The organism is Bradyrhizobium sp. LeoA1Lang (assembly GCF_055413685.1).
Genome location: NZ_JBVAPG010000094.1, coordinates 1 through 26430 on the forward strand (window position 1 = coordinate 1; position 26430 = coordinate 26430).

The 26430-nt window shown below is 64.2% G+C and carries 25 protein-coding genes; 16 read left to right on the plus strand and 9 right to left on the minus strand.

All coding sequences use genetic code 11. From position 1 onward, the window contains the following. Positions 1-222: 222 nt before the first annotated feature. Positions 223-873 carry a J domain-containing protein gene (locus ACZYOF_RS27205; RefSeq protein WP_130577693.1) on the minus strand — a complete coding sequence of 217 codons (651 nt, stop codon included), beginning with the start codon at positions 871-873 and terminating at the stop codon, positions 223-225. Between the two features lie 109 nt (positions 874-982). Here ACZYOF_RS27205 and ACZYOF_RS27210 point away from each other — a divergent pair, with 109 nt between their 5' ends. Next, positions 983-1258: a BolA family protein gene (locus ACZYOF_RS27210; RefSeq protein WP_282530884.1), complete on the plus strand. Its 276-nt coding sequence runs from the start codon at positions 983-985 to the stop codon at positions 1256-1258. A gap of 177 nt (positions 1259-1435) precedes the next feature. Beyond that, positions 1436-1882 carry a hypothetical protein gene (locus tag ACZYOF_RS27215; RefSeq protein WP_463717715.1) on the plus strand — a complete coding sequence of 149 codons (447 nt, stop codon included), beginning with the start codon at positions 1436-1438 and terminating at the stop codon, positions 1880-1882. A gap of 187 nt (positions 1883-2069) precedes the next feature. On the opposite strand, the gene ACZYOF_RS27220 is transcribed toward ACZYOF_RS27215, so the two are convergent. The 3 genes from ACZYOF_RS27220 to ACZYOF_RS27230 all read right to left on the minus strand — a co-directional run bounded on the left by ACZYOF_RS27220 (position 2070) and on the right by ACZYOF_RS27230 (position 5228). Then, entirely contained in the window at positions 2070-3377 is a 1308-nt protein-coding gene (locus tag ACZYOF_RS27220; RefSeq protein WP_130577691.1) for an HlyC/CorC family transporter, read from the minus strand. Positions 3378-3456: 79 nt separating this feature from the next. Then, positions 3457-4602: a 3-dehydroquinate synthase gene (gene aroB / locus ACZYOF_RS27225; RefSeq protein WP_463717716.1), complete on the minus strand. Its 1146-nt coding sequence runs from the start codon at positions 4600-4602 to the stop codon at positions 3457-3459. Beyond that, positions 4599-5228 (minus strand): shikimate kinase, encoded by a 630-nt coding sequence (locus ACZYOF_RS27230; RefSeq protein WP_463717717.1) that lies wholly within the window; start codon positions 5226-5228, stop codon positions 4599-4601. The genes aroB and ACZYOF_RS27230 overlap by 4 nt, the downstream gene beginning before the upstream one ends. A 140-nt stretch (positions 5229-5368) precedes the next feature. Between ACZYOF_RS27230 and ACZYOF_RS27235 the strand changes: the two genes are divergently transcribed. The 4 genes from ACZYOF_RS27235 to ACZYOF_RS27250 all read left to right on the plus strand — a co-directional run bounded on the left by ACZYOF_RS27235 (position 5369) and on the right by ACZYOF_RS27250 (position 9450). Continuing rightward, a complete protein-coding gene (locus ACZYOF_RS27235; protein ID WP_130577688.1) occupies positions 5369-5515 on the plus strand; it encodes a histidine kinase in 147 nt (48 codons plus the stop codon). Positions 5516-5531: 16 nt separating this feature from the next. Next, positions 5532-6494, plus strand: a complete 963-nt coding sequence (xerD, locus tag ACZYOF_RS27240) for a site-specific tyrosine recombinase XerD (protein WP_463717718.1) — start codon at positions 5532-5534, stop codon at positions 6492-6494. A gap of 211 nt (positions 6495-6705) precedes the next feature. Then, on the plus strand, positions 6706-7668 hold the full coding sequence (locus tag ACZYOF_RS27245; protein ID WP_130577686.1) for an acetyl-CoA carboxylase carboxyltransferase subunit alpha: 963 nt from the start codon (positions 6706-6708) through the stop codon (positions 7666-7668). Positions 7669-7896: 228 nt separating this feature from the next. After that, complete coding sequence (locus tag ACZYOF_RS27250; protein ID WP_463717719.1) at positions 7897-9450, plus strand: L,D-transpeptidase family protein; 1554 nt, start codon at positions 7897-7899, stop codon at positions 9448-9450. Positions 9451-10439: 989 nt separating this feature from the next. Here the strand turns inward: ACZYOF_RS27250 and secA are convergent. Beyond that, positions 10440-13277 carry a preprotein translocase subunit SecA gene (gene secA, locus ACZYOF_RS27255; RefSeq protein ID WP_463717720.1) on the minus strand — a complete coding sequence of 946 codons (2838 nt, stop codon included), beginning with the start codon at positions 13275-13277 and terminating at the stop codon, positions 10440-10442. A 35-nt stretch (positions 13278-13312) separates the two neighbouring features. Between secA and ACZYOF_RS27260 the strand changes: the two genes are divergently transcribed. From ACZYOF_RS27260 to ACZYOF_RS27275, 4 genes are all read left to right on the plus strand, one after another. Next, positions 13313-13459 (plus strand): hypothetical protein, encoded by a 147-nt coding sequence (locus ACZYOF_RS27260; protein ID WP_282530870.1) that lies wholly within the window; start codon positions 13313-13315, stop codon positions 13457-13459. 170 nt (positions 13460-13629) lie between these two features. Further along, a complete protein-coding gene (locus ACZYOF_RS27265; protein ID WP_282530871.1) occupies positions 13630-14568 on the plus strand; it encodes a peptidylprolyl isomerase in 939 nt (312 codons plus the stop codon). A gap of 168 nt (positions 14569-14736) precedes the next feature. Further along, positions 14737-15996: a bifunctional glutamate N-acetyltransferase/amino-acid acetyltransferase ArgJ gene (gene argJ / locus ACZYOF_RS27270; protein ID WP_463717721.1), complete on the plus strand. Its 1260-nt coding sequence runs from the start codon at positions 14737-14739 to the stop codon at positions 15994-15996. A 111-nt stretch (positions 15997-16107) separates the two neighbouring features. Next, positions 16108-16518: a (deoxy)nucleoside triphosphate pyrophosphohydrolase gene (locus ACZYOF_RS27275; RefSeq protein ID WP_027581863.1), complete on the plus strand. Its 411-nt coding sequence runs from the start codon at positions 16108-16110 to the stop codon at positions 16516-16518. 135 nt (positions 16519-16653) lie between these two features. On the opposite strand, the gene ACZYOF_RS27280 is transcribed toward ACZYOF_RS27275, so the two are convergent. Then, positions 16654-17496, minus strand: a complete 843-nt coding sequence (locus ACZYOF_RS27280) for a methyltransferase domain-containing protein (RefSeq protein ID WP_463717722.1) — start codon at positions 17494-17496, stop codon at positions 16654-16656. A 77-nt stretch (positions 17497-17573) separates the two neighbouring features. On the opposite strand from ACZYOF_RS27280, the gene ACZYOF_RS27285 reads away from it, so the two are divergent. From ACZYOF_RS27285 to ACZYOF_RS27300, 4 genes are read left to right on the plus strand one after another with little or no spacing between them, the layout of a single operon-like run. Beyond that, positions 17574-18383, plus strand: a complete 810-nt coding sequence (locus ACZYOF_RS27285; RefSeq protein ID WP_394568385.1) for a ComF family protein — start codon at positions 17574-17576, stop codon at positions 18381-18383. A 29-nt stretch (positions 18384-18412) separates the two neighbouring features. Next, positions 18413-18685, plus strand: a complete 273-nt coding sequence (gene grxC, locus ACZYOF_RS27290; protein ID WP_130581906.1) for a glutaredoxin 3 — start codon at positions 18413-18415, stop codon at positions 18683-18685. Then, positions 18685-19563 carry a carbon-nitrogen hydrolase family protein gene (locus ACZYOF_RS27295; protein WP_463717723.1) on the plus strand — a complete coding sequence of 293 codons (879 nt, stop codon included), beginning with the start codon at positions 18685-18687 and terminating at the stop codon, positions 19561-19563. The genes grxC and ACZYOF_RS27295 overlap by 1 nt, the downstream gene beginning before the upstream one ends. Continuing rightward, entirely contained in the window at positions 19560-20030 is a 471-nt protein-coding gene (locus ACZYOF_RS27300; RefSeq protein ID WP_130581904.1) for a DUF1178 family protein, read from the plus strand. Before ACZYOF_RS27295 ends, ACZYOF_RS27300 begins: the two co-directional genes overlap by 4 nt. A 3-nt stretch (positions 20031-20033) precedes the next feature. Here ACZYOF_RS27300 and ACZYOF_RS27305 read toward each other — a convergent pair whose 3' ends face one another. The 3 genes from ACZYOF_RS27305 to ACZYOF_RS27315 form a co-directional block, all read right to left on the minus strand. Continuing rightward, positions 20034-20933, minus strand: coding sequence for an EamA family transporter (locus ACZYOF_RS27305; RefSeq protein ID WP_463717724.1), 900 nt, complete (start codon positions 20931-20933; stop codon positions 20034-20036). 128 nt (positions 20934-21061) lie between these two features. Next, positions 21062-21811, minus strand: a complete 750-nt coding sequence (gene ubiG / locus ACZYOF_RS27310) for a bifunctional 2-polyprenyl-6-hydroxyphenol methylase/3-demethylubiquinol 3-O-methyltransferase UbiG (RefSeq protein WP_463717725.1) — start codon at positions 21809-21811, stop codon at positions 21062-21064. A 13-nt stretch (positions 21812-21824) separates the two neighbouring features. Further along, positions 21825-22292 (minus strand): PH domain-containing protein, encoded by a 468-nt coding sequence (locus tag ACZYOF_RS27315; RefSeq protein ID WP_463717726.1) that lies wholly within the window; start codon positions 22290-22292, stop codon positions 21825-21827. Positions 22293-22463: 171 nt separating this feature from the next. On the opposite strand from ACZYOF_RS27315, the gene ACZYOF_RS27320 reads away from it, so the two are divergent. After that, positions 22464-23717 carry an aspartate kinase gene (locus tag ACZYOF_RS27320; RefSeq protein WP_130581900.1) on the plus strand — a complete coding sequence of 418 codons (1254 nt, stop codon included), beginning with the start codon at positions 22464-22466 and terminating at the stop codon, positions 23715-23717. A gap of 438 nt (positions 23718-24155) precedes the next feature. Then, the gene (gene ptsP / locus ACZYOF_RS27325; protein WP_282530879.1) at positions 24156-26423 is read left to right on the plus strand and encodes a phosphoenolpyruvate--protein phosphotransferase; all 2268 of its coding nucleotides are present in this window, start codon (positions 24156-24158) and stop codon (positions 26421-26423) included. Positions 26424-26430: the final 7 nt, after the last annotated feature.

Here is a 26430-nt window from a genome sequence, read left to right on the forward strand (position 1 = left end):
AATATGCTTCGACGTATCCATTCCAATGCGGATAATCTGCGTCACGGACGGCTCCCTCGTTTGAGATTTCGACAACCTCATTCTGGCACAACTGATGCCGTAGGGGGCCGTCCACCCCATCAACCACTGACGTGAATTGTAACTAAGACTGGGCCGACATTTTGCCGTAACCACGGGATCCTGTGGTTAAGGGTCCCGGGTCAAGCCCGGGACGACAGTGTGCTACGCCTCGCGCACCACGGTCTTGAGATAGTTATACGCCTTGATGATCTCGATCAGGCGGTCTTCGGTAGAACGATCGCCACCGTTGGCGTCGGGATGGTGCTGCTTCACCAGCGCCTTGTACTTCGCCTTGACGTCTTCGAGCGTCGCCTCGGCGGAGAGTCCCATCACCTGCAGTGCCTTGCGCTCGGCGTTCATTACCTTGCGCGCCTCGGGCTTGGCCTGCGCGCCGGGGCCAGGCCGCCAGCCAGCGCGGCCATTGAGTTCGGAGAACACGTTAAAGGGATCGGCGGCGCCGCCGAGATCGTCCTCGGCACTACCCTTGCCATGCTTGGCGCTGGTGTTGGCGCCCATCTTCCAGGTCGGGCGATGGCCGGTCAGCGCATCCTTCTGGTAGCGCGCCACCGCCTCGGGATTCATGCCCTGGAAAAAATTGTAGGACTGGTTGTACTCGCGAACATGGTCGAGGCAGAAATGCCAATACTCGCGCGAATTCTCGCGGCCCTTCGGCGCGCGGTGCGAACCCTTGTTCTGACAGCCGGCCCATTCGCAGGTGATGGCTTCCTGGCCAGCCTGCGCCTGGCGCTTCGCACTCACCTTCGTCGGCTTGATGCGAATGGAGTCGAAGAATTTTGATGAATCGATCGCCATGACTGACTTTGACTACGCAATGCAAAAAGCTTCAAGTCTTGACATTGCGAATACCTCTGCTTCGGATGTGCCATTGACGAAATGCAGCCTTCGAACTATTGCCGCCGCCATGAGCACAAGAGATGTTATTATAAACAAGTTGCGTGAAGCTTTCTTGCCCGAAAGCCTCGAGGTCCACGATGAATCACATCTGCATGAGGGCCACGCGGGGCATCGGCCAGGCGGCGAGACGCATTTCCGTGTCTATATTGTATCTCAAGCGTTCGAAGGGAAGAGCCGGATCGAACGCCATCGCATGATTAATGCGGCACTCACCCAGGAACTCGCGGATGGCGTGCATGCGCTCGCGATCCATGCGCAAGCTCCAGTGGAACGACCGCGCTGAGGGGCGCCGCCTCGAAATTTAGCTGAAGAACACGCCCGAACTGCGGTTTTGATCAACGTCGCGCAAGACGCCACGGCTGTTTTCCTTTATCAGAAATAGCTGCCTGGGCGATGGACAGTTCCATTGGAATTGGGCAGGCTCATTGCACCATCGTCACCTGTAACGAGGGGCTGTCAGATGGTTCACTGGGCACATCTGCAATTGGCCGCGGCCGTGATGGCAATGCTGGCGCTCTCTGTGCCCGTACCGGCTGCGGCACAGGCCATGCCGAGCCCGCTCGTTCAGGAAGTGCTCGTGAAAAGCATTCTGGTGACGCTGAGCGATGCCGTCGCCGCCAATAATTTCACGGTCCTGCACGCCAAGCTCTCAAAGCCGTTCGCCGGGCAGTTTCCGCCGGAGAAGCTGCAGGCCGTCTTCAAGGATCTCGTCGACAAGCACGCGGTGTTCGACGCCGTGGTGGCAAAGCCCGTCGTTGCAGACGAGGAGGCAAAGATTGACGACAAGGGCGTGCTGCGCCTGAAGGGCCATTTCGAGACCACGCCGAAGCAGGTGAAGTATCAGCTCGCCTTCATCCCCGCCGACGGCACCTGGAAGCTTTCCGGCATCACCATCGACATTGAATAGGCGCCCTGCCTGATCCTCATCCTCCTGCCCGATCCTCATCCTGAGGAGCGCGCAGCGCGTCTCGAAGGACGAGGCCCCGCCGCTTCCACGCATTCCGCGGCGGCACCTCGGCCTCGCCCTTCGAGACGGCCGCTGCGCGGCCTCCTCAGGGTGAGGAGATGGAGCGGATATGCGCTGCGCGAGCTGACTAGAACGCCGTCCCCGCGCGCTTCGGCCTGGGCTCCTCGGCCTCGGCTTCGCGCGGCAGCGCGGTGATGCGTAGTGCCGTGATGCGGTTGCGCTCGCGGCGCAGGACGCGGAAGCGGAAGCCGTGGAAGGTGAAGCTTTGGCCGCGTTCGGGTATCGAGCGCGCTTCATGGATCACGAGACCCGCCACGGTCGTGGCTTCCTCGTCCGGCAAATGCCAGTCCATCGCACGGTTGAGATCGCGGATCGGCACCGAGCCGTCGACCACCACGGAGCCGTCGGGCTGGGCACGAACACCCGCGACCACCACGTCGTGCTCGTCGGAAATGTCGCCGACGATCTCCTCCAGGATATCTTCCAGTGTCACCAGGCCTTCGACTTCGCCATACTCGTCGACGACGAGGGCGAAGTGCGTCTTGCGGCGGCGGAACGCCTTGAGCTGCTCGGAGACGGGCCGCATCTCCGGCACGAACCAGGGCGGCAGCGCGATGGTGGAGACGTCGATGCTCGACGTGTCGCCATCGGCGGCGCGGATGGCGCGCAGCAAATCCTTGGCGTGCAGCACCCCGATGATGTTCTCGGGCTTGTCGCGCCACAGCGGAATGCGGGTGTACTCGGTGGCGAGCACCTCACGCACCAGTTCCTCCGGCGGCAGGTCCGCGTTGATCATGGTCATTTCGGTGCGATGGACCATCACGTCGGACACCTGCAACTCGCGCAGATCCAGGAGCCCGCCGAACATGTCGCGGTCCAGCTTCTCGACCTTGCCCTCATGATGCAACAGGTCGACGGCGCCGCGCAGTCGCTCGGTCGGCGACAGGATGGCCTGGTTGGCGCCAACCTTGATGCCGAAGAGTTTCATCAGAGCGAGCACGATGAACTCGATCACGGTCAGGAACGGTCCGAGCAGATAGACGGTGACCTTCATCGGCCGCGCCACCAGGAGCGATATCCGGTCGGGCGCGTTGATCGCGATGGTCTTCGGCAGCACCTCGGCGAAGATCACGACCGTCACCGTCATCACCGCGGTCGCATAGAGCACGCCGACATCGCCAAACCAGGCGGTGAGGATGCCGGTTGCGAGAGCCGATGCGCCGATATTGGCGATGTTGTTGCCGAGCAGCAGCGCGCCGATCAGCCGCTCGCGCATGTTGAACAGGCTGGAGACGACGCCGGCCTCGCGGTTGCCCTGCTTGGACAGCCGCAGCATGCTGGCGCGCGAAGCGCCGGTCAGCGCGGTCTCGCTCGCCGCGAAAAAGGCGGAGACCAACAGGCAGACGACGACGATTGCGAACGAAACCCAGGTCAAGCTACGTCATCCGAGCAGCGTCTTTGTCTTGGGCATGATCTCTTCGGAAAACCGGTTCCCACTTTTCCGGATCATGCTCTTAATTCTCGGCCAATTTTGCCTTCAGAAAGTCACGCACCGGCGCAGGTTCGACGTCGCGCGCGATCACCGCGCGGCCGACGGCTTCCAGCAGAATGAAAGTCAGCTTGCCGCGCTTGACCTTCTTGTCCTGCGCCATCAGCGCCATCAGCGCGTCGGCATCGGCCAGTCCTTCCTGGGCGAAGCCGCCGATATCCTGCAGCCGGGTCGGCAATCCCACCGCGGCGAGGTGGCGTTTCACGCGCGCCGCGTCCGCTTGCGCGATCATGCCGAGGGAAGCGGAAAATTCTGCCGCCAGCGTCATGCCGATGGCAACGCCTTCGCCGTGGAACAGCCGGTCGGAAAAGCCCGTCGCCGCTTCCAGCGCGTGACCGAACGTGTGGCCGAGATTGAGCAGCGCGCGCTCGCCGGTCTCGCGTTCGTCGCGCGAGACGATCGCGGCCTTGGCGCGGCATGAGGTTGCGATCGCGTGCTCGCGCGCCGCGCCGCCCGAGAAGATGTCGGCGTGACTGGCTTCCAGCCAGGCGAAGAAAGCCTCATCGCCAAGCACGCCATATTTGGCGACCTCCGCATAGCCGGCACGGAACTGACGCGGCGACAGCGTGTCGAGCACGGCCGTATCGGCGACGACAAGCACCGGCTGGTGGAAGGCGCCGATCAGGTTCTTGCCCTGCGGCGAGTTGATCCCCGTCTTGCCGCCGACCGAGGAATCGACCTGCGCCAGCAGGGAGGTCGGAACCTGCACGAAATCGACGCCGCGGCGCAGGATGGCCGCGGCAAAGCCCGCGAGATCGCCAACCACGCCGCCGCCGAGCGCGATCACGAGATCGTTGCGCTCGATCTTGGCCGCGATCAGCGCTTCGCTGACCTGGGTCAGGCCGGCATAACTCTTCGAGCCCTCGCCCTCCTCGACGATGATGCGCGAACTCGAAATGCCCGCCGCCGCAAGCGACGCCTCGGTCGGCTCCAGCCAATGCTTCGCCACGGTGCGGTCGGTGACGATGGCGGTGCGCGTACCCGGGCGGAGCGCCGCAATGCGCGGCCCGAGCGACGGCAGCACCTCGCGCCCGATCACGATGTCGTAGGCGCGGTCGCCGAGCGCGACATCGACGGTGATGGGATCCGAGTGTTTCAGTGGCGCAGTCATGATGGGATGCTAATTCCGTTGGTTTCCGGTTGTGCCGTGCCGTTGCCACAGAGATGGGCATGCAACGCCTCTAAGCACTCCTCGACGATCCGGTCATGCGGCACGTCGCGCGACGAAATCGTCAGGTCAGCGCTCCGGTAGACCGGCTCGCGCTCGCCGAGCAGACGGTTGACCGTCCCCTCGGGATCCGCGGTCTGCAACAGCGGGCGATCGGCTCGGCGCCGCACCCGGCGCATGATGACATCGGCATCGGCGCGCAGCCAGAGCGAGATTGCCTTGGCACGGATGCAGTTGCGGGTCTCCTCACGCATGAACGCGCCGCCGCCGGTGGCGAGCACTGCCGGCCCGTCGCTAAGCAGGCGCGCGATTACCCGCGCCTCGCCATCCCTGAAATAGGCCTCGCCATGGGTTTCGAAAATCTCCGGGATCGACATGCCCGCCGCCGCCTCGATCTCGGTGTCGGCATCGGTGAAGGATAGCCTCAGCCGCGCGGCCAGCCGCCGGCCGATGGTCGATTTGCCGGCGCCCATCATGCCCACCAGCACGATCGACCTCGACCCCAGCGCGGCCAGGATGTCGGCCTCCAGGGACGGGAGCGCAGGTAGCGGTGGGGCGCTGTCTGGCATCTAAAGCTCGGTCTCTCGGCGAATTTGCGGCATTCCGGTCACCTATACTACCCCCGCCGATACCGTTGCCAGAGTCTTGCAACGGCTGAGGGAACATGGTGGATGATGCCGATGGTTAATTCGCCGCCCGAGCCTTCGATATGCCGAGCCTGTTCCGCTTCCTGACGGTCGTCGCCGTGATCGGCGGTATCGGCTACGGGATCATCTTCGCGCTGGCCAATTTCGTGACCCCGAAACCGCGGGAAATGACGGTGACGATCCCACCGGATAAGTTCCTCAAGAAATAGCCGCTATGATTCGGCGATGCGTCCCAAGACACGTTCCAGCACATCAGATGCCGGGCTGATCAGCCTGTTCCTCGACATGCTCGCGGCCGAACAGGGCGCGGGCGAGAACACGCTCGACGCCTATCGTCGCGACCTCGAGGACCTGTCCGAATTCCTCACCCATGCCGGCAGGAGCTTTGCCGGCGCGGTCACCCAGACGCTCCGCGACTACCTCGCCGACCTCGACACGCGCGGGTTCAAATCAACCAGCGTCGCCCGCCGGCTTTCCTCGATGCGGCATCTGTTCCGATTCCTGCTCAACGAGCGCATCCGCAGCGACGATCCTGCCGCGATCCTCTCTGGCCCGAAGCGCGGCCGCGGCCTGCCCAAGGTGCTGTCGATCGCCGACGTCGACCGCATGCTGACGCGGGCGAAGGAACTCACGCAGACCGACACGACGCCGGCGCAGCGGCTGCGCGCGCTCCGGCTCCATTGCCTGCTCGAGGTGCTGTACGCCACCGGCTTGCGCGTCTCCGAACTGGTCTCGCTGCCGCTGTCGGCGGCGCGGCGCGATGCCCGCATGATCGTGGTGCGCGGCAAGGGCAACAAGGAGCGGCTGGTGCCGCTGAACGAGGCTTCGCGGCAGGCGATGGCCGATTATCTCACGGCGATGCAGGTCATGAAGCCGGAAAAGAAGGCCGCGCCGTCGAAATGGCTGTTTCCCTCCTTCGGCGAGAGCGGTCATTTGACACGGCAACACTTTGCCCGCGATCTCAAGGAATTGGCGGCGGCTTCCGGCCTGGCGCCGCGGCTCGTTTCCCCGCACGTGCTGCGGCATGCTTTTGCCAGCCACCTCCTGCACAACGGCGCGGACCTGCGGATCGTCCAGACCCTGCTCGGCCACACCGACATCTCCACCACCCAGATCTATACCCATGTAGTCGAGGAGCGGCTGAAGAGCCTGGTGCGCGACCTGCATCCGCTGGCGGAGAAGGCTTAGCCCGGTCGATCCCCGGATTACGCTTCGCTCCATCCGGGCTACGGGTTACGCCTTGACTTCGGCGGCTTCTCACAGGAAAGAGCGTCACCGCTTGCGGTCAGCCCACGCGCCTCGGCTTAGGCTGCGTGTTAACTTATTGAAGATACAAAACTTCTCTTCCAGACCCCAGACCCGCTTCGCCGCCCGCCAGGTTCCTTCCTATATTGCCGTAATGCCGGATCAGATGCGCAGTTACCTCGACTTCGAAAAACCCGTCGCCGAGCTTGAATCCAAGATCGACGAATTGCGCGCGCTGGCAGCGTCCGGCAGCGACATCGGCGACGAGATCGCGCGGATCGAGGAGAAGGCCGGCCAGGCGCTGGCCGACCTCTATGCCAATCTGACGCCGTGGCAGAAGACGCTGGTGGCCCGGCACCCGCAGCGGCCGCATTTGACCGATTTCGTCAGCGCGCTCATCACCGAATTCACGCCGCTGGCTGGCGACCGCAAATTCGCCGACGACGAAGCCCTGCTCGGCGGCTTCGGCCGCTTCCGCGGCGAGAGCATCTGCGTGATCGGCCAGGAGAAGGGCGCCTCCACCGAGAGCCGGATCAAGCACAATTTCGGCATGGCGCGGCCCGAAGGCTACCGCAAGGCGGTCCGGCTGATGGAAATGGCCGACCGTTTCGGCATTCCGGTACTCTCCCTCGTCGATTCGGCCGGCGCCTATCCCGGCATCGGCGCGGAGGAGCGCGGACAGGCCGAAGCGATCGCGCGCTCGACCGACGCCTGCCTGTCGCTGGGGGTGCCCAATGTCGCGATCATTACCGGCGAGGGCATGTCCGGCGGCGCGATCGCGATCACCACGGCCAACCGCGTCCTGATGATGGAGCACGCGATCTACAGCGTGATCTCGCCGGAGGCGGCATCCTCGATCCTGTGGCGGGACGGCACCAAGGCGCAGGAAGCCGCCAACAGCATGAAGATCACCGCCCAGGACATGCTGCGATTCGGCGTGATCGACCAGATCCTGAAGGAGCCGCCGGGCGGCGCCCATCGCGATCCCGCCGCCATGATCGCGTCCACCGGCGATGCCATCGCGCAGGCCTTCGACGACCTACGAAATCTTGATGCGGACGCGATCCGCAAGCAGCGCCGCCAGAAGTTTCTCGATATCGGCCGCAAGCTCGCTTAGCTGGCCGCAAATCGCGGCATTTTGCTCCAGGTCGGCCAGTTTGGCCGCAATTCGGCCTAGAGGCGGGTTTTTAACCCTTGCTTGACCATGCCTGTCATGGTTCCGGCCCGCCGGACCCCGTTCAGGTTGCGGGTGGGAAGTCCAAAGGTTAGTATTTTAACGATCGCTTCAAGGCATAAAGGCTGACTTGGGGTTGCCCGAAATGCCTGGTGGGTGTGGAGCTTGGACTTGAATCACCGCACGCTGGTTCGCGCGCTTCTGGCCTCGGCTGCCCTTGCGGCCGCTGTATTGCTCGCCGGTTGCAATAGCGACGACATCTCACTCGCATCGAATGCCAAGGCCAACCAGCCGGTGCCGCCGAAGCTGGTCGCGGCGATTGCCGAAAAGGACATGGATCTGCAGTCGCCGATCCTGGTCCGCCTGTTCAAGCAGGAAGCCGAGCTCGAAGTCTGGAAGCAGGACCGCTCCGGCAGGTTCGCGCTGCTGAAGACCTATCCGATCTGCCGCTGGTCCGGCGATCTGGGCCCGAAGATCCGCGAGGGCGACCGCCAGGCGCCGGAGGGCTTCTATACGATCAGCCCGGGCCAGATGAACCCGCAATCAGCCTACTATCTCTCCTTCAACACCGGCTACCCCAACGCCTTCGACAAGGCGCTCGGCCGCACTGGCTCGCAGTTGATGGTGCATGGCGACTGCTCCTCGCGCGGCTGCTACGCGATGACCGACGAGCAGATCGCGGAGATTTATTCGCTGGGCCGCGAGTCCTTCTTCGGCGGCCAGAAGGCATTCCAGTTGCAGGCCTATCCGTTCCGGATGACGCCGGTGAACATGGCCAAGCACCGCAACAACCCGAACATGCCTTTCTGGAAGATGATCAAGGAAGGCTACGACCATTTCGAGGTGACGAAGCAGGAGCCGAAGGTCGACTTCTGCGAGAGGAAATATGTCTTCGACGCCGCCAAGCCTGCGGGCGCCACCCGCGATCCGGTGTTCGATGCGTCCGCCAGATGCCCGGCCTATGTGATCCCGGACGAAATCGCGAGCGCCGTGCGCGAGAGGCAGCAGCAGGAGGCGGCCGAAGTCGCCAAGCTGATCTCCAAGGGCACGCCAGTGGCGCGGATGAACACCGGCATCGATGGCGGCATGAACAAGATCTTTGCCTCCAAGCTGCCGGAGGGCAGTACCGGCCTCTCCGAGGGCGGCGACAGCCAGAGCTTGGCGTCGCTGCAGTTGGCGCGTGCGCCCGGCACGATCCCGTCCACCGTCAATCCGCCGAAGCCGAACCTGGCGCAGCCCGAAGAGCCGGTCGTGGCAGTGTCGACGACTTCGGCGACGTCATCGACCCCGTCGATCTCGTCGACCAAGGTCGCTTCCGCGACGCCCGCGACGCAGTCAGGCGAGCAGTCGGAAGGCTTCTTCTCCAGCATCGCCCGCAAGGTCGGGATCGGCGCCACAGCCGATGCCAACGCCGCCGCGACCAGCGTGCCGCCCTCCGCACCCGCGGCGGCCGCGAAGCCGAAGGCGGTCGAGACCAGGGCCGCCGACGCCAAGGCTGCTGAGATCAAGGCTGCTCAGACCAAGCCGCAATCGGTCGTTCGCGTCGCACCGAAGCCCGAGACCAAGCTCGCCGCCGTCAAGCCGACGCTCAAGCCGACCGTCACCGATGCGCCGGCGACCTCGACCGCCGCAGCCGCGCCGGCCGCTAAGGACACGCAACTCTCCGGCTCGCAGCCGATCGTGCAGCCGAACTCCTTCGACGGCCGCTTCGGAGCGATGAAGTAGGCGCGGCGTTCTCCCCGCCTACGATCCTCCCAACATCCGCACCGCGTCATTGCGAGCGGAGCGAAGCAATCCATTTCGCCGCTTGCGGAGGCGTGGATTGCTTCGTCGCTTGCGCTCCTCGCAATGACGTGGGGTGAGTTCTGATTCAAATGTCAAACAGCTCTTCGCTGTCATCGTCCGGCTTGACCGGACGATCCAGTATTCCAGAGGCGGCGGTGCTTGAGCCGAGAGGCCGCGGAGTACTGGATACCCGCCTTCGCGGGCATGACGGTGGAGCGAGAGGAGACAAGAGTTCGCATTCTCGCGGCGCTTTGCGTCCGAGCTTTGCGTTCGTTTCACCCTCTCATTGAGCGGAGGGCGCAGGGAAAGCCGGGTGCTGGTTGCACCCGTGGGTCCCGTGCAACAAAAAGCACGGGGGTAGGACCACAGGTTCAACCGAAGCATTCCGGCTTTCCCTGCGCGATGGTGTTACGGCTTACTTCGTGCTCTCCTCGGTGACCGGGCTTTCTTGCCACCGTCATCTCCCGCGCGAACTTGTTCGCGCGAAAAACTTAGCGCCAGCGTCGGGGCGCCAGGACCACACGACTTCGCCGTCCGCGGATGTTGCGTTCGTCTATCGCAAGACCTGCGTCCACCGCATCTCACCGCAACGTTCGTGACGATCGCGAGCCGCCCCTCATTCGGATGAGACGCGCGGAGTTAAATCACTGATTTGCCCGACGGCGAAAGCGGAATGTTTTTTGCGCGAGGGCTGGACAGACTTTTGCTGATTTGCCCGTCGGGTTGATTTGTCGCGCCCGAAGTAGCCACATCGTCATTGCGAGCCAACGGGTCGCAATGACGGAAGCAGTCATTCCGGGGCGATGCGAAGCATCGAGCCCGGAATCCATTGGGCTGCATGCGCTGGAGGAGAAATGGATTCCGGGTTCGTCCTTCGGACGCCCCGGAATGACGGAGAGGAGTACGCTGCCCGTTGCGGGCAACTCATCTTACGCGTAGCGGCCGTGGCAGTGCTTGTACTTCTTGCCGCTGCCGCAGGGGCAATCCTCGTTGCGGCCGACCTTGCCCCAGGTGGCGGGATTGTTGGGATCGCGGTCGGAGGGGGCGGCCTTCGGCACCAGCGAGGCGTTGGCGAAGGACATCTCGTCCTCGCCGGTGTTGGGATCGAGCTTGTGCACTTCCATCGCCGGCAACACCGGCTGTTGCTCCTCCGGCGGGATGATCTCGACCCGCATCAATTGCGCGGTGACGGCCTCGCGCAGATGCGAGCTCATCTCCTGGAAGAGGTTGAAGGCTTCCGTCTTGTACTCCTGCAGCGGATCGCGCTGGCCATAGCCGCGCAGACCGATCACTTGGCGCAGATGGTCAAGCATGATCAGGTGCTCGCGCCAGAGATGGTCGAGCGTCTGCAACAGGATCGTCTTCTCGACGTAGCGCATCACGTCGGGACCCCATTGCGCGACCTTGGCCGCCATACGCTCGTCGACATGCTTCTCGATCCGCGCCAGCAATTCCTCGTCGGCGATGCCCTCTTCCTTGGCCCATTCGTCGACCGGCAGGTCGACATCGAGCACGCGCTTCAATTCGTCCTTCAGCCCCGCCGCATCCCACTGCTCGGCATAGGCATGCTCGGGGATATGCTTGGCCACCAGATCCTCGATGAAGGCGTGGCGCATATCAGTGACGGTCTCGGCGACACTCTCGTCCTTCATCAGTTCGACGCGCTGGTCGAAGATCACCTTGCGCTGGTCGTTCTGGACGTTGTCGAATTTGAGCAGGTTCTTGCGGATGTCGAAGTTGCGCGCTTCGACCTTCTGCTGCGCCTTTTCCAGCGCCTTGTTGATCCAGGGATGGATGATCGCCTCGCCCTCTTTCAGGCCGAGCCGGGTCAGCATGCTGTCGAGCCGGTCGGACCCGAAGATGCGCATCAGATCGTCTTCCAGCGACAGGAAGAATTTCGAGCGGCCGGGGTCGCCCTGGCGGCCGGAACGGCCGCGGAGCTGGTTGTCGATGCGGCGGGATTCATGCCGTTCGGAGCCGATGATGTAGAGGCCGCCGGGCTTGCTCACCGTCTTGGCCGGCTTGCTGCCCTTGGCGGGCTCGACCTCGACGACCTCCTCGGCCTTCAAGACGATTTCGCGGAAGCGCTCGATGTCGGCCTTGATTTGCTCGATCTTCTGCGCCTTCTCGGCTTCATCGGTGATGGCGGCCGTCTCCTGCTGGATCCGCATCTCGAGCGAACCGCCGAGCTTGATGTCGGTACCGCGGCCGGCCATGTTGGTCGCGATCGTGATCGCGCCGGGCACGCCGGCTTCGGCGACGATATAGGCTTCCTGCTCGTGGAAACGCGCGTTCAAGACCGCGAACAGTTTCGCCGGCTTGCCGGCGCGCGCAGCGGCATAGAGCTTGTCGAGCGCGCCGTGATTGCTGAAGTCGATCTGCTTGTAGCCGTGCTTGCGCAAGTACTCGGCCAGCACTTCCGACTTCTCGATCGACGCGGTGCCGACCAGGACCGGCTGCAGTCGCTTGTTGGCGCGTTCGATCTCGGCGAGGATCGCGGCGTATTTTTCGTTCTGCGTGCGATAGACCTCATCGTCCTCGTCGAGGCGCGCCACCGGCAGGTTGGTCGGGATCTCCAGGACCTCGAGCTTGTAGATGTCGAACAATTCGTCGGCCTCGGTCGCGGCCGTGCCGGTCATGCCCGCCAGCTTCTCGTACATCCGGAAATAGTTCTGGAAGGTGATGGATGCGAGCGTCTGGTTCTCCGGCTGGACCTGGACGTGCTCTTTGGCTTCCAGCGCCTGGTGCAGGCCTTCCGAGTAGCGGCGGCCCGGCATCATGCGTCCGGTGAACTCGTCGATGATGACAACCTCGCCGTCGCGGACAATGTAGTCCTTGTCGCGGGTGAACAGCGTATGTGCGCGCAGCGCCTGGTTGACGTGGTGGACCACCGAGACGTTCTCGACGTCGTAGAGCGACTCGCCCTTGAGCTGGCCGGCATCGCGCAGCAACCCTTCGAGCTTTTCCATGCCGCTTTCGGTCAGCGTCACCGTGCGCTGCTTCTCGTCGACGTCGTAGTCCGTCTTGTCGAGCTGGGGAAAGAACGTGTCGATGGTGTTGTAGAAATCCGAGCGGTCGTCGAGCGGGCCGGAGATGATCAGCGGCGTCCGCGCCTCGTCGATCAGGATCGAGTCGACTTCGTCGACGATGGCGTAATAGTGCCCGCGCTGGACCATGTCCTCGAGGCGGTACTTCATGTTGTCGCGGAGGTAGTCGAAACCGTATTCGTTATTGGTGCCGTAGGTGATGTCGCAAGCATAGGCCGTCTTGCGCTCGGCATCGTCGAGCCCGTGGACGATCACGCCGGTGCTCATCCCGAGGAAGGAATAGATCTGGCCCATCCAGCCGGAGTCACGGCGGGCGAGGTAATCGTTGACGGTGACGACGTGGACGCCCTTGCCGGCAAGTGCGTTGAGATAGACCGCGAGTGTTGCCACCAGCGTCTTGCCTTCGCCGGTCTTCATCTCGGCGATGTCGCCCTCATGCAGCACCATGCCGCCGATGAGCTGCACATCGAAATGGCGCTGGCCGAGGGTGCGCTTGGCGGCCTCGCGGACGGTGGCGAACGCAGGAACCAGAAGGTCGTCGAGCGTCTTGCCGTTCGCCAATTCCTGCCGGAATTCGGCGGTGCGGGCCTTCAACGCCTCGTCCGAAAGCTTTGCGAGTTCGGGCTCCAATGCGTTGATGGCGTTGACGCGGGACTGGTATCCCTTCACCCGCCGGTCGTTGGCGGAGCCGAACAATTTGCGGGCGAGCGCGCCGATCATGCGTAGTTCCTGTTCTTCTGCGTTGCAACCGGAGCGTGGTGCAGCCGATCGTCTATCAACTCACCGTGACGCACCCCGGCAACGGCCCCAACCTGGGGCCCGATCCGCCAATTAAGTGGGAAGCAAGCAATCCAAGGTTCAACGGCCAAAAACGTAAGCAAAATGAGCGCTATCGCCATTGACACGATGGGCCAGAGATATGGCCCGCTCCGGGGGTTGTCAACGCTCGGCAGGATGTCAAGGAATTCATCATTTTGTCAGACTTTTCGCGTTGCCAAGGCGGCTTGATTGGGCGAGTGTCCGCCCCGCTCAAGACAAGTTCCCCCTGTTCGAGACAAGTTAAGGATTTTGCATGACCACCTCGTTCGCGGAAATGAAACCCGGCTTGCGTGTCGGCCTTGCGTCACTGGCCGTGGCCGGCTCGATCGCTGCCGTTCTCGCCTTTGGCCTGCCGGTCCGCGCCGAGGATGCCAACCCGGTGCTTGCCAAGGTCAACGGGCAAGAGATCCGCCAGAGCGATGTGGCGATTGCCGAAGAGGAACTCGGGCCGAGCCTGCAGCAGATGGACCCGGCGACGCGGAAGGATAACCTCCTGGCCTTCCTGATCGACATGAAGATCGTCGCCAAGGCCGCCGAGGACAAGAAGGTCGACAATACTGACGAGTTCAAGAAGCGTATCGCCTTCACCCGCAACCGGCTCCTGATGGACAGCCTGCTTGCCAGCGAGGGCAAGGCCGCGACCACCGACGACGCCATGAAGAAGGTCTATGAGGAGGCCTCCAAGCAGATCACCGGCGAACAGGAAGTGCATGCCCGCCACATCCTGGTTGAGACCGAGGACGAGGCCAAGGCGATCAAGGCCGAGCTCGCGAAGGGCGCCGATTTCGCCGAACTCGCCAAGAAGAAGTCCAAGGATCCCGGCGCCTCCGATGGCGGCGATCTCGGCTTCTTCACCAAGGAGCAGATGGTGCCGGAATTTTCCGCCGTCGCCTTTTCGCTCGAGCCGGGCAAGATCTCCGATCCCGTGAAGTCGCAATTCGGCTGGCACATCATCAAGGTCGAGGAAAAGCGCAACCGCACCGCGCCGCCGTTCGACCAGGTCAAGAGCCAGATCGAGACCTATGTGACCCGCAAGGCGCAGGCCGACTACGTCGCCAAGCTGCGCGAGGCCGCCAAGATCGAGCGCATGGACAAGCCGGAAGAGACCGCCAAGAGCGACAGCAAGCCGGACGCAACGGCCCCGGCCGCCAAGCCGTCCGACTCCAAGATGGCACCGCCGGCGAAGAAGTAAGAATTCGCTGTCACTTCAGCGAAGCCAATAGTATCTACACTCGTCATGGCCGGGCTTGTCCCGGCCATCTACGTCTTGGCGCCTCGCCGGCCGGGAAAAGGACGTGGATGGCCGGGTCAAGCCCGGCCATGACGATCATCATTACCCCGTCCCGCCGGATTTTCACCCATGTCCACCGCCGTTTCTCCTCTCGCCCCGACAGACGTTCCCGATTTGCCCGCGATTGCGGGCGTCAGGCTTGCGACGGCGGCAGCGGGCATCCGCTACAAGGGGCGCACCGATGTGCTGCTCGCGGTGATGGAGAAGGGCACCACCGTCGCCGGCGTCTTCACCAAGTCCAAGTGCCCCTCGGCGCCGGTGGAATGGTGCCGCGCCAAGCTTGGCAAGGGCGGACCTACCAAGGGAGGATTTGCTCGCGCGCTGGTGGTCAATTCCGGCAATGCCAATGCCTTCACCGGCAAGACCGGCAAGCAGTCGACCGCGCTGACCGCGCAGATCGCCGCCAAGGCGGTCGGCTGCGGCGTCAATGAGGTGTTCCTGGCTTCCACCGGCGTGATCGGCGAGCCGCTCGATGCGACCAAGTTCGACGGGGTGCTGGCGACGCTGGCCGAGCAAGCTGGGCCCGATGACTGGATGAGCGCTGCGAAGGCGATCATGACCACCGACACCTTCCCGAAGGTCGCGACCGCGACCGTCAAGCTCGGCAAGGCCAAGGTCACGATCAACGGCATGGCCAAGGGCGCCGGCATGATCGCACCCGACATGGCGACGATGCTCTCCTTCATCTTCACCGACGCGCCGCTGTCCTCAGCCGCGCTACAACAGCTCCTGAAGAGCGGGGTCGAGGACACCTTCAATGCCGTCACCATCGACGGCGACACCTCGACATCGGACACGCTATTGGCGTTCGCGACCGGCACCGCCGCGGCAAACGGCGCGCCGAAGATCAGCCGCGCCAGCGATCCGCGCCTGAAAGCGTTTACGAAAGCGTTCCGCGATGTGCTCGCCGATCTTGCCGAGCAGGTGGCGCGCGACGGCGAAGGCGCGCGGAAACTGGTCGAGATCATCGTCGATGGCGCCACCACCAGGGCGTCGGCGCGCAAGATCGCGATGTCGGTGGCGAACTCGCCGCTGGTGAAGACCGCGATCGCGGGCGAGGACGCCAATTGGGGCCGCGTGGTGATGGCGGTCGGCAAGGCCGGCGAGCCGGCCAACCGTGACAAGCTCTCGATTTCCTTCAACGGCATCCGCGTCGCCAAGAGCGGCGCGCGCGATCCCTCCTACAACGAGGCGGAAGTATCGCAGGCGATGAAGCAGCCGAAGATCCAGATCAAGGTCAACCTCGGCCTCGGCAAGGGCCGCGACCGCGTGCTGACCTGCGATCTCACCAAGGAATATGTCGCGATCAACGGCGATTATCGGTCGTGATATCAGTGATTCCGTAGGGTGGGCAAAGCGCGGCGTGCCCACCATTGCGAGCAGAGTGTTGGCGGTGGGCACGCTGCGCTTTGCCCACCCTACGATTCAAGCGTGTGGTGCATGACCGATATTAAACTCACCCTCGTGGTTGCCTGCGCGCTTGTTGATGCCGACAAGCGCGTGCTGCTGGCGCAGCGGCCGGCGGGCAAGCCGATGGCTGGTCTCTGGGAATTTCCCGGCGGCAAGGTCGAGGCAGGCGAACGGCCGGAAGCCACGCTGATCCGCGAATTGCACGAAGAACTCGGCATCACCGTCGCCGAGCCGTGCCTGGCGCCGCTGACCTTTGCGAGCCACGCCTACGAGACGTTTCACCTGCTGATGCCGCTCTATATCTGCCGGCGCTGGGACGGCATGGTGACGGCGCGCGAGGGGCAGAATCTCGCCTGGGTCCGCGCCAACAAATTGCGCGACTACGAGATGCCGGCGGCGGATATTCCGCTGATCCCGCATCTGATTGATCTGTTGTTGTAGGTTTGCTCGCGGCGGGCCGCCGCACCTTCACTCGTCATGCGCGGGCTTGACCCGCGCATCCATCTTCACAAAGACTCTTTCCAGATCGATGGATCGCCGGGTCAAGCCCGGCGATGACGGCCGGGGTATTCGGCGTCAGTCGCGCTTTGCCCGCTTCACCGCCTCTTCCAGACTCGTCTTCGCCGAACCCGGCCGCAGCGGTTTTTGCTGGCTTTCATGCGGCGCCCAGCCGGACAGCCAGATCACATCGAAGGTGGCGCGGATGCGGCCGTCAGAATCGGCGAAGCGTTCGGCATAGATTTGCGCCATCCGCAGCAAGGTGGCGCGGCGGCTCAGTGCGCGGCGGCGCTCGATCAGGATGTTGGTGGCGCCCATGCGCCGCAGTTCCTGCATCAGCGCGAACGCATTGTCGTAGCGCACCACGATGCGGTCGACATCGGTCACCGGCAACGCGAGGCCCGCACGCTGCAACAGCGCGCCGACGTCGCGCAGATCGGCGAATGGCGCAACGCGCGGCGACACCCCGCTTTCGCATTCGGCTTCGGCCGCCGCAAAGGATTGTCTGAGCTCGGTCAGCGTATCGCCGCCGATCATCGCCGCGAGCAACAGACCATCGGGCCTCAGCGCGCGACGGATCTGCGCGAGCACGCCGGGAAGATCGTTGACGAACTGGAAGGCGAGCGCGGAGACCGCGAGATCGAGCGATTGCGGCTGCAGCGGAAGGACTTCGGAAGCCTCGAATGTGACCTCGCGGACCGACTTGCATCGCTCGCGCACGAGATCATGCAGCGCGTTGCCCGGCGTCCAGATGTCGGCGGCATCGGCAAACTCCCGCGTGACCGCCTGCAACCGCTCGGCCATGTCCTCGGCGACGCGCTCGAGCAGGAAGGTGACCGGCGCGTTGCGCCGCGCGCGCTTCAGCCGGGCTGACAACAGCGAACGGTCGAACAACACAGGAGTGGTCGGGTTTGCGGCCATGCCGGTTGGTACGCCTTGCCTCCGTCGCTGGCAACGCAATGCTTGAGCTGACAGGTTCGCGGCGCTAGCCTCCCTTCATGGGCGCCGAAGCATCACCATCCCGCTCTATTGCAGGCCATCTGCGCGGCGCGCTGAGCGTTGCGCAGGGAGCATGGACGCATGCAGCACGGCTGATGCTCGACATCGCGCTGCCGACGCTGTGCGTTGCCTGCCGCGAGCCGGTCGATGGCGAGGGCGTCTGCGCCGCCTGCTGGGCCAAATTGTCGTTCATTGCACCACCGTTCTGCCCGCGGCTCGGCATTCCCTTCGTCTACGACCCAGGGCCGGAACTGTTGTCGATGGAGGCGATCGCCAATCCGCCGGCCTACCAGCGCGCCCGCGCCGCGGTGCGCTATGACGACGTCGCGCGCACGCTGGTGCACGCATTGAAATACCAGGACCGCACGGATCTGGCGCCAGCAATGGGCCGCTGGATGGCGCGGGCGGGGAAGGAATTGCTCAGCGACGCCGATGTTTTGGTACCAGTTCCCCTGCACTGGCGGCGCGGCTGGAGCCGCCGCTACAACCAATCCGGCGCGCTTGCCCGCGTCATTTCGCGCCAAAGCGGCGTCAACCTCGCCTCCGATGCGCTGCGCCGGGTGCGCTCGACCGAGCAGCAGGTCGGGTTGTCGCGGGCGCAGCGGGCGACCAACGTCCAGGGTGCGTTCAAGGTGGCGCCCGACCGGGCCGCCGAAGTCCAGGGCCGCCGCGTGATCCTGGTCGATGACGTCCTGACCTCGGGAGCGACGGTTGACGCCTGCGCGCGGGCGCTTCTGCGCGCCAAAGCCGCGCAGGTCGACGTGCTGGTATTCGCCCGGGTTGTCGATAGCCACAAAGGTCCCATATAATCCTGGACAAAATCACAACCGAGCGCGCCATGACCGCTGCAATTGAAATCTACACCCGCCCGGGCTGCGGCTACTGCTCCGCGGCCAAGTCGCTTCTGACCCGCAAGAAGGCGGCGTTCACCGAATTCAACATTGCCAGCGACGCGGCCTATCGCGACGAGATGTACGAGCGGGCCGGCGCCGGTTCGACCTTTCCGCAGATATTCATCGGCAGCACCCATGTCGGCGGCTGCGACGAGCTCTATGCGCTCGACCGCGAGGGCAAGCTCGATGATCTCTTAACCAGCGAAGGCGTGGCCTGATGAGCGCCGACAGCACCTTCACCGCCGCCATGGTGCAGATGCGCACCTCGCTTCTGCCGGAGCCGAGTCTCGAGCAAGGCGTGAAGCTGGTGCGCGAGGCGGCGGCGCAAGGCGCGGACTATGTGCTCACGCCTGAAGTGAGCAACATGATGCAATTGAACCGCAAGGCGCTGTTCGAGCATCTGGCGACGGAAGAGGACGACAAGTCGCTAAAGGCCTATCGCGCGCTGGCCGCCGAATTGAAGATCCATCTCCATATCGGCTCGCTAGCGCTGCGCTTCTCGCCGGAGAAGGCGGTGAACCGCTCTTTCCTGATCGGCCCGGACGGCAACCTGCTCGCCAGCTACGACAAGATCCATATGTTCGATATCGATCTGCCCGGCGGAGAGAGCTATCGCGAATCGGCCAATTACCAGCCGGGCGAGACCGCTGTCATTTCCGATCTGCCGTGGGGCCGGATCGGATTGACCATCTGCTACGACGTGCGCTTCCCGGCACTGTATCGTGCGCTGGCCGAAAGCGGCGCGTCCTTTCTCACCGTGCCGTCCGCCTTCACCCGCAAGACCGGCGAGGCGCATTGGCACATTCTGCTCCGCTCCCGTGCCATCGAGACCGGCTGCTTCGTGTTTGCCGCCGCGCAAGCCGGCCTGCACGAGAACAAGCGCGAGACCTATGGTCATTCGCTGATCATCGACCCCTGGGGCGAGGTCCTCGCCGAGGGCGGCGTCGAGCCGGGCGTATTCCTGGCGAAGATCGATCCGGCCAAGGTCGAGACCGCGCGCAGGGCGGTTCCTTCGCTGCAGCATGGGCGCCGCTTCACGGTCGCCGACCCCAAGGCAGGTCCGGAGCATCTGCACCTCGTCCGGGGCTCAGCATGATCCGCTACAACCTGCGCTGCGAACGGGGCCATGCTTTCGAAAGCTGGTTCCAGAGTTCGTCGGCTTATGATTCCCAGGTCCGCCGCAAGCTCGTGGCCTGCCCGACCTGCGGCACGTCAACGGTCGAGAAGGCGATCATGGCGCCGCAGATCGTCGGCAAGAAGGGCCGCGAAGCCGCGGCTCCCGCGCCGGCCGAGCAGCCGGCGGCAGCGCCAGCCGAATCCACACCGCTGATGATGGCGCAGGAGCGTGAGCTGCGCGCCAAGCTGAAGGAATTGCGCGACCACATCGTCCAGAACGCCGACAATGTCGGCGACCGCTTCCCCAACGAGGCGCGCAAGATGCATTACGGCGATATCGAGCACCGCCCGATCTACGGCGAAGCCTCGCCGGAGGAAGCGCGCTCGCTGATCGAGGAAGGCGTCGAAGTCTCGCCGCTGCCGGTGCTGCCGGACGACCGCAACTGATCGTCAGACCGCGATCAATAGCGCCACACCGAACACGATCAGGACGATGCCGGAAAGCTCGCGCGGCGAGATTGGCTGCTTGAACGAATAATACGCCACGCCTTGCGCGAACAAGACTTCGACCAGCGCCAATGTTCGCACATTCGCCGCCGCCGTCAGCGCGAAGGCAAGGAACCAGAATTGCGAGGCGAACGCGCCCATGAAGCCCGCCAGCATCGAGGGCCGCCATAATCCGAAGATCGCCTTGAGCACGCCGGGCGCGCGCAGCAACAGATAGATCGACAGCACCAGCGTCTGCACGAACAGGCCGAACACCAGCGTATAGGACGATGCCGTCACGAAGGAGACGCCGGGCACCGCAATGATCGCGCCGCGAAAGCCGATCGCCGACAGCGCGAAGGCGGCCGCAGCGACGAGGCCCATGATGGTCGGCCTCAGCTCCGCAAACCCCTTCTCGCCGCCGGTCCGCAGCGCGGTGATGACGACGCCGATGGTCGCGGTCAGGATCGCGATCACCTTCAGTAAGGTGAGGTGATCGCTGAGGAAGACGAAGCCGAAGATCGCGGTCTGGATCGCCTCGGTCTTCAGATAGGCCGTCGTCACCACGAAGGAGCGCTCGTTCATCGCCAGCAGCATCAAGCCGGTGCCGACGATCTGGCTGAGCGCGCCGAGCAGGAGCCACGGCCAGAACACCGCTGGCGGCCACGGAACGGAATCGCCGGTCGCCGCGATGACCAGCGCAAAGAACAGGATCGAGAACGGAAAGCCGAACAGGAAGCGGATATTGGTCGCGCCCCAGGTCCCGAGCGGCCCGGTCAGCGACCGCTGCATCGCATTGCGCGCGACCTGCCCGAGCGCAGCGACGATGGTGAAGGGAATCCAGAGCGAGGAAATCGTTAGCATGTGCGGGAGAATCGCGAGCGGGCTGGGAAAACGGTCTCACCGTGGCGGCCGCCGCGGGCACGGTCAACCGGAACAGCGCATGACAGGATTGCGCCCGGACCGCACGCCGTCCGCGTGGCAAGCAGCTCCTACCCCTCCTCCGCGACCACCATGTAGTTCACGTCCATATCGGAGGAGATGTTCCATTTGTCGGCGAGCGGGTTGTAGACCACGCCGGCCTGGTCGGTGATGGTGAGGTGGTTGTCTTGCAGGTGATGCGCGAGTTCGTCGGGGGTGACGAACTTGCTCCATTGATGGGTGCCGCGCGGCAGCCAGCGCAGCACGTATTCGGCGCCGACGATCGCGAGTGCAAAGCTCTTCCAGTTGCGGTTCAACGTCGAGAGCACCATCAGCCCGCCGGGCTTGAGCATCGCCGTACAGCGCTTTACGAACACGCCGACGTCGGTGACGTGCTCGACGACCTCCATCGCCAGCACGATGTCGAAGCGCTCGCGCGCGTCCATTTCCTCGACCGTGGTGCAGCGGTAGTCGATCGCCAGGTGCCCCTTGTCGGCATGCAATTTCGCGGCGGCGATGTTGGTGGCGGCAGGATCGATCCCGATCACCTGCGCGCCGAGCCGGGCCAGCGGCTCGCACAGCAGCCCGGCGCCGCAGCCGATATCGAGGGTGCGCAAGCCGGACAAACAGCTCAGGCTCCTGACGTTGCGGTCGAACTTGCGGCAGGCGGCATCGCGGATATAGCCCAGCCGCAACGGATTGATCTTGTGCAACGGCGCCATCTTGCCGCGCGGGTCCCACCACTCCGCCGAGAGTTTTGAGAATTTTGCGACCTCGGCCGGATCGACCGTGGTGCCGGAAAAGTCAGATTGCATGGCCATGATGCGCGCGCCCCTATCGCGCCGTGATGGAATTGCGGAACGCCAGCGGCGAGGCGATCGTCGGAATGTCCTGCTCTGCCTCACCAACGCTGAAAATCGTTACGTCGCCGTAGTTGAGAATACGCCCCAGAATGGATTGCTCTACATTGACACTGGCGATCTTGTCCAAACTCATCTCGATGGTCTTCCGCCGTATGAAGCCGGTCTTGTGCACGACGCGCAGATTGGTGATGTCGGTTTCGGTGGTCCAGTGGTGGATTCCCGCAGTCACGGTCTTGTAAAGCGCCGCGATCGCCGCCAGAGCAGCCATCACCAGGCACAAAACTGCCGGCGCGCCAGTCGGAACCATGTACGAGAGGACCAGGAACACGATCGCTACGACCCAGCCGGCAATTGCCGGCAGGAAGAAGATCCAGTGCGCATTGGTCGAATACAGCACCCTCTCGCCGGGCTGCAGGATCTCGTCGATATACCGCCCCATACAAACGCCTCAGTTACCACCGCGTCATAGCCACCCGCGCCCCCGCCACGGACGGCGCCAGGAACCCGCTTGCCCCCGGCCGCTTCGCTATGTATACGCGCGTTTCAGCCCCCGCGCTTGGATTAAAGCGCGGGCACTCTACCGATCCTCACAAGGAATGCACGCGTCGTCATGGGCCGCCTCGTGATGAAATTCGGCGGCACCTCCGTCGCCAATATCGACCGAATCCGCAACGTCGCACGCCATGTCAAACGCGAGGTCGATGCCGGCCACGACGTCGCCGTGGTGGTCTCCGCGATGTCCGGCAAGACCAACGAGCTGGTGGCCTGGTGCAGCGAGGCTTCCCCGATGCACGACGCACGCGAATATGACGCCGTCGTCGCCTCCGGCGAGCAGGTCACCTCGGGCCTCCTGGCGATCACGCTGCAGAGCATGGGCATCCAGGCGCGCTCCTGGCAGGGCTGGCAGATCCCGATCAAGACCTCCGACGCGCACGCCTCGGCGCGTATCCTCGATATCGACGGCACCGAGATCATGAACCGCTTCAAGGAGCGGAAGGAGGTCGCGGTCATCGCCGGTTTCCAGGGCATCAGCCCCGAGACCGGCCGCATCACCACGCTCGGCCGCGGCGGTTCCGATACCTCGGCGGTAGCAATCGCGGCGGCGGTCCGAGCCGACCGCTGCGACATCTATACCGACGTCGACGGCGTCTACACCACCGACCCGCGCGTAGTGCCGAAGGCGCGGCGGCTCGAGAAAATCGCCTTCGAGGACATGCTGGAATTGGCCTCCCAGGGCGCCAAGGTCCTTCAGGTGCGCTCGGTGGAACTTGGCATGGTGCACAACATGCCAATCTTCGTCCGATCCAGCTTCGACAAGCCTGAAGATATCGACCCGCACGGCACGCCGCCGGGAACGCTGATCTGCAGCGAGGAGGAAATCATGGAAATGCACGTCGTCACTGGCATCGCCTTCTCCAAGGACGAAGCTCAGATTTCCGTGCGCCAGATCGAGGACAAGCCGGGGGTGGCAGCAGCGATCTTCGGCCCGCTCGCGGACGCCAACATCAATGTCGACATGATCGTGCAGAACGTCTCCGAGGACGGCAAGACCACCGACCTGACCTTCACCGTTCCGGCGACCGACTATGGCCGCGCCCGCGACACCATCACCGCGGCCAAGAGCAAGATCGGCTACCAGCGCTTCGACAGCGCCACCGACGTCGCGAAAGTCTCTGTCATCGGCAGCGGCATGCGCAGCCATGCCGGCGTCGCGGCCAAGGCCTTTGCCGCGCTCGCCGCGCGCAACATCAACATCCGCGCCATCACCACTTCCGAGATCAAGTTCTCGGTGCTGATCGATGCCGCCTATACCGAGCTCGCGGTACGCACACTGCACACGCTGTACGGTCTCGATCAGGCCTGAGGGTGCGTTCCCTCCACCTCGAAATCCCGTAGCCCGGGTGGAGCGAAAGCGTAACCCGGGCACTTCGCCTCAACATTGACGAGCGGTCCCGGGTTGCGCTGCGCTTCACCCGGGCTACGGGCTGCGGGCCTGTTCCAACGGCGTCCTGAGCCCACATTTCTCGCTGTTGCGAGTAAGAATTTCTCTTAGCTACCGCAGCATTGGGCTGACAGAGACGTTATATCTTTTGGCAGGCGTTTTGCTTGGCAAAACAAGCCTCGATTGGCTATACGGCCTGATCGGAGGGTGCCGCGAACTGTGTCACACTCTTGGCGAATCCGATTCGGCAGGGTTGCGAGCTTGCGGCGGCGCCGATGGATAAAATTGTTGGATTAGTCGAGTTTCTCGCCAGTTACCGGCCACACGGCCTGCTGGTCATGTGGGGGAGGGTTTCATCCTATGCGGAGCGCTTCGGGAGGTCCCCGCGTCCTGTTGAGACGGCTCCGCGAAACCATGGCGGAGCAGGTCTCGGCCCAGGAGCGGCTGGACAAGATCGTGGTCCTGATCGCGGCCAATATGGTGGCCGAGGTCTGCTCGGTCTATGTGCTGCGCGTCGATAACACCCTCGAGCTCTACGCCACCGAAGGTCTGAACCGCGACGCCGTCCACAGGACGGTGCTCAGCGCCCATGAGGGCCTGGTCGGCCTCGTCGCCAGCGAGGCCACGCCGCTCAATTTGAGCGACGCGCAAAGCCACCCGGCCTTCTCCTACCGCCCGGAGACCGGCGAAGAAATCTACCACTCCTTCCTCGGCGTGCCGATCCTGCGCGCCGGCAACACGCTTGGCGTGCTGGTGGTGCAGAACCGCGCCAAGCGCACTTATGTCGAGGAAGAGGTCGAGGCGCTGCAGACCACCGCCATGGTGCTGGCGGAGATGATCGCCTCGGGCGAATTGGCGGCGCTGGCGCAACCGGGCGCCGAGCCGGCGGCGCGGCATTCGCTGCACAAGACCGGCGCCATTCTCTCCGAAGGCATCGCGCTCGGCCATGTCGTGCTGCACGAGCCGCGCGTCGTCATCACCAACTATATCGCCGAGGATCTGCCGAAGGAGATCAAGCGGCTGGATGCGGCGCTGACCAAGCTGCGCGCCGATCTCGACCGCCTCCTGGAGCGCGGCGACGTCGCCGATGGCGGCGAGCATCGCGACGTGCTGGAAGCCTATCGCATGTTCGCCAACGACCAGGGCTGGTCGCACAAGCTGCATGAGGCAGTTGCCACCGGCCTCACCGCTGAAGCCGCGGTCGAGCGCGTACAGTCCGACACCCGCGCGCGCATGCTGCGTTCGACCGATCCATACTTGCGCGACCGGCTGCATGACCTCGAGGATCTCGGCCATCGCCTGATGCGGCAGCTCGTCGGCCAGGACCACGCGCCGTCACGCGAACAATTGCCCGACAACGCGATCCTGATCGCGCGCGCGATGGGCCCGGCGGCGCTGCTCGACTATGACCGCAAGCGATTGCGGGGCCTGGTGCTGGAGGAAGGCACCGCCAATTCCCACGTCTCGATCGTGGCGCGCGCGCTCGGCATTCCCGCGGTCGGCGAAGTGCCGAACGCGCCCGGCATCGCCGATCCCGGCGACGCCATCATCGTCGACGGCATCTCGGGCGAGATCTATGTCCGCCCGTCGTCGGAGATCGAGTCGGCCTACGCCGAGCGGGTCCGCTTCCGCGCGCGGCGGCAGGCGCAATATTCGGCGCTGCGCGACAAGCCCTGCGTGACCAAGGACGGCCAGCCGATCGAGCTTCTGATCAACGCCGGACTCACCATCGACCTGCCGCATATCGATGACACCGGCAGCGCCGGCATCGGCCTGTTTCGCACCGAGCTGCAATTCATGGTGAGCCCGAACCTGCCGCGCTCCAGCGACCAGCTCGCGCTCTATCGCACCGTGCTGGATGCAGCGGGATCGAAGCCCGTCACGTTTCGCACGCTCGACATTGGCGGCGACAAGGCGCTGCCCTATATGGAGACCGTCGTCGAGGAGAACCCGGCGCTCGGCTGGCGCGCGATCCGGCTCGGCCTCGACCGCCCGGGACTGTTGCGCGGCCAGATCCGCGCGCTGCTTCGCGCCGCCGGCGGCCGCGCGCTGAAGATCATGTTTCCGATGATCTCGGACGTTACCGAGTTCGATCAGGCCAAGGCCATTGTCGAGCGTGAACTGACTTATCTGCGCCAGCACGGCCATTCGCTGCCCGAGCGCGTCGATGTCGGCACCATGGTCGAGGTTCCGGCGCTGCTCTACCAGCTCGACGAGCTGTTGAAGCGGGTCGACTTCCTCTCGGTCGGGTCGAACGACCTGTTCCAGTTCCTGTTCGCGGTCGACCGCGGCAACGCCAAGGTCTCGGAACGGTTCGACACCCTGTCCGCGCCGATCCTGCGCGCGCTGCGCGACATCGTGCGCAGGGCGCAGGGCTGCAGGAAGGTTGCCTCGCTGTGTGGCGAGATGGCATCGAAGCCGATCGGCGCGCTGGCGCTGATCGCGATTGGCTACCGCTCGCTGTCACTGTCGGCGACCGCGCACGGCCCGGTGAAGGCGATGATCATTGAGCTCGACGCGAAAAAGGCCGAAGCGATGATCAACCCGCTTCTGGACGCGCCGGCCGGCAGCGTGTCGATCCGCGAGAAGCTGACGGAATTTGCGGAAGCCGAAGGGCTCACCTTGTAGCGACGCT

What these genes read in the sequence shown, in the direction of transcription:
- ACZYOF_RS27205 (WP_130577693.1), bottom strand. Translation starts at nt 873, where the DNA reads ATGGCGATCGATTCATCAAAATTCTTCGACTCCATTCGCATCAAGCCG.
- ACZYOF_RS27295 (WP_463717723.1), top strand. Translation starts at nt 18,685, where the DNA reads ATGAGCGCCGACAGCACCTTCACCGCCGCCATGGTGCAGATGCGCACC.
- ACZYOF_RS27275 (WP_027581863.1), top strand. Translation starts at nt 16,108, where the DNA reads ATGACCGATATTAAACTCACCCTCGTGGTTGCCTGCGCGCTTGTTGAT.
- ACZYOF_RS27230 (WP_463717717.1), bottom strand. Translation starts at nt 5,228, where the DNA reads ATGCCAGACAGCGCCCCACCGCTACCTGCGCTCCCGTCCCTGGAGGCC.
- ptsP (WP_282530879.1), top strand. Translation starts at nt 24,156, where the DNA reads ATGCGGAGCGCTTCGGGAGGTCCCCGCGTCCTGTTGAGACGGCTCCGC.
- ACZYOF_RS27245 (WP_130577686.1), top strand. Translation starts at nt 6,706, where the DNA reads ATGCCGGATCAGATGCGCAGTTACCTCGACTTCGAAAAACCCGTCGCC.
- ACZYOF_RS27305 (WP_463717724.1), bottom strand. Translation starts at nt 20,933, where the DNA reads ATGCTAACGATTTCCTCGCTCTGGATTCCCTTCACCATCGTCGCTGCG.
- ACZYOF_RS27210 (WP_282530884.1), top strand. Translation starts at nt 983, where the DNA reads ATGAGCACAAGAGATGTTATTATAAACAAGTTGCGTGAAGCTTTCTTG.
- ACZYOF_RS27265 (WP_282530871.1), top strand. Translation starts at nt 13,630, where the DNA reads ATGACCACCTCGTTCGCGGAAATGAAACCCGGCTTGCGTGTCGGCCTT.
- ACZYOF_RS27280 (WP_463717722.1), bottom strand. Translation starts at nt 17,496, where the DNA reads ATGGCCGCAAACCCGACCACTCCTGTGTTGTTCGACCGTTCGCTGTTG.
- ACZYOF_RS27235 (WP_130577688.1), top strand. Translation starts at nt 5,369, where the DNA reads ATGCCGAGCCTGTTCCGCTTCCTGACGGTCGTCGCCGTGATCGGCGGT.
- ACZYOF_RS27215 (WP_463717715.1), top strand. Translation starts at nt 1,436, where the DNA reads ATGGTTCACTGGGCACATCTGCAATTGGCCGCGGCCGTGATGGCAATG.
- ACZYOF_RS27300 (WP_130581904.1), top strand. Translation starts at nt 19,560, where the DNA reads ATGATCCGCTACAACCTGCGCTGCGAACGGGGCCATGCTTTCGAAAGC.
- ACZYOF_RS27315 (WP_463717726.1), bottom strand. Translation starts at nt 22,292, where the DNA reads ATGGGGCGGTATATCGACGAGATCCTGCAGCCCGGCGAGAGGGTGCTG.
- argJ (WP_463717721.1), top strand. Translation starts at nt 14,737, where the DNA reads ATGTCCACCGCCGTTTCTCCTCTCGCCCCGACAGACGTTCCCGATTTG.
- grxC (WP_130581906.1), top strand. Translation starts at nt 18,413, where the DNA reads ATGACCGCTGCAATTGAAATCTACACCCGCCCGGGCTGCGGCTACTGC.
- xerD (WP_463717718.1), top strand. Translation starts at nt 5,532, where the DNA reads ATGCGTCCCAAGACACGTTCCAGCACATCAGATGCCGGGCTGATCAGC.
- secA (WP_463717720.1), bottom strand. Translation starts at nt 13,277, where the DNA reads ATGATCGGCGCGCTCGCCCGCAAATTGTTCGGCTCCGCCAACGACCGG.
- ACZYOF_RS27285 (WP_394568385.1), top strand. Translation starts at nt 17,574, where the DNA reads ATGGGCGCCGAAGCATCACCATCCCGCTCTATTGCAGGCCATCTGCGC.
- ubiG (WP_463717725.1), bottom strand. Translation starts at nt 21,811, where the DNA reads ATGGCCATGCAATCTGACTTTTCCGGCACCACGGTCGATCCGGCCGAG.
- aroB (WP_463717716.1), bottom strand. Translation starts at nt 4,602, where the DNA reads ATGACTGCGCCACTGAAACACTCGGATCCCATCACCGTCGATGTCGCG.
- ACZYOF_RS27320 (WP_130581900.1), top strand. Translation starts at nt 22,464, where the DNA reads ATGGGCCGCCTCGTGATGAAATTCGGCGGCACCTCCGTCGCCAATATC.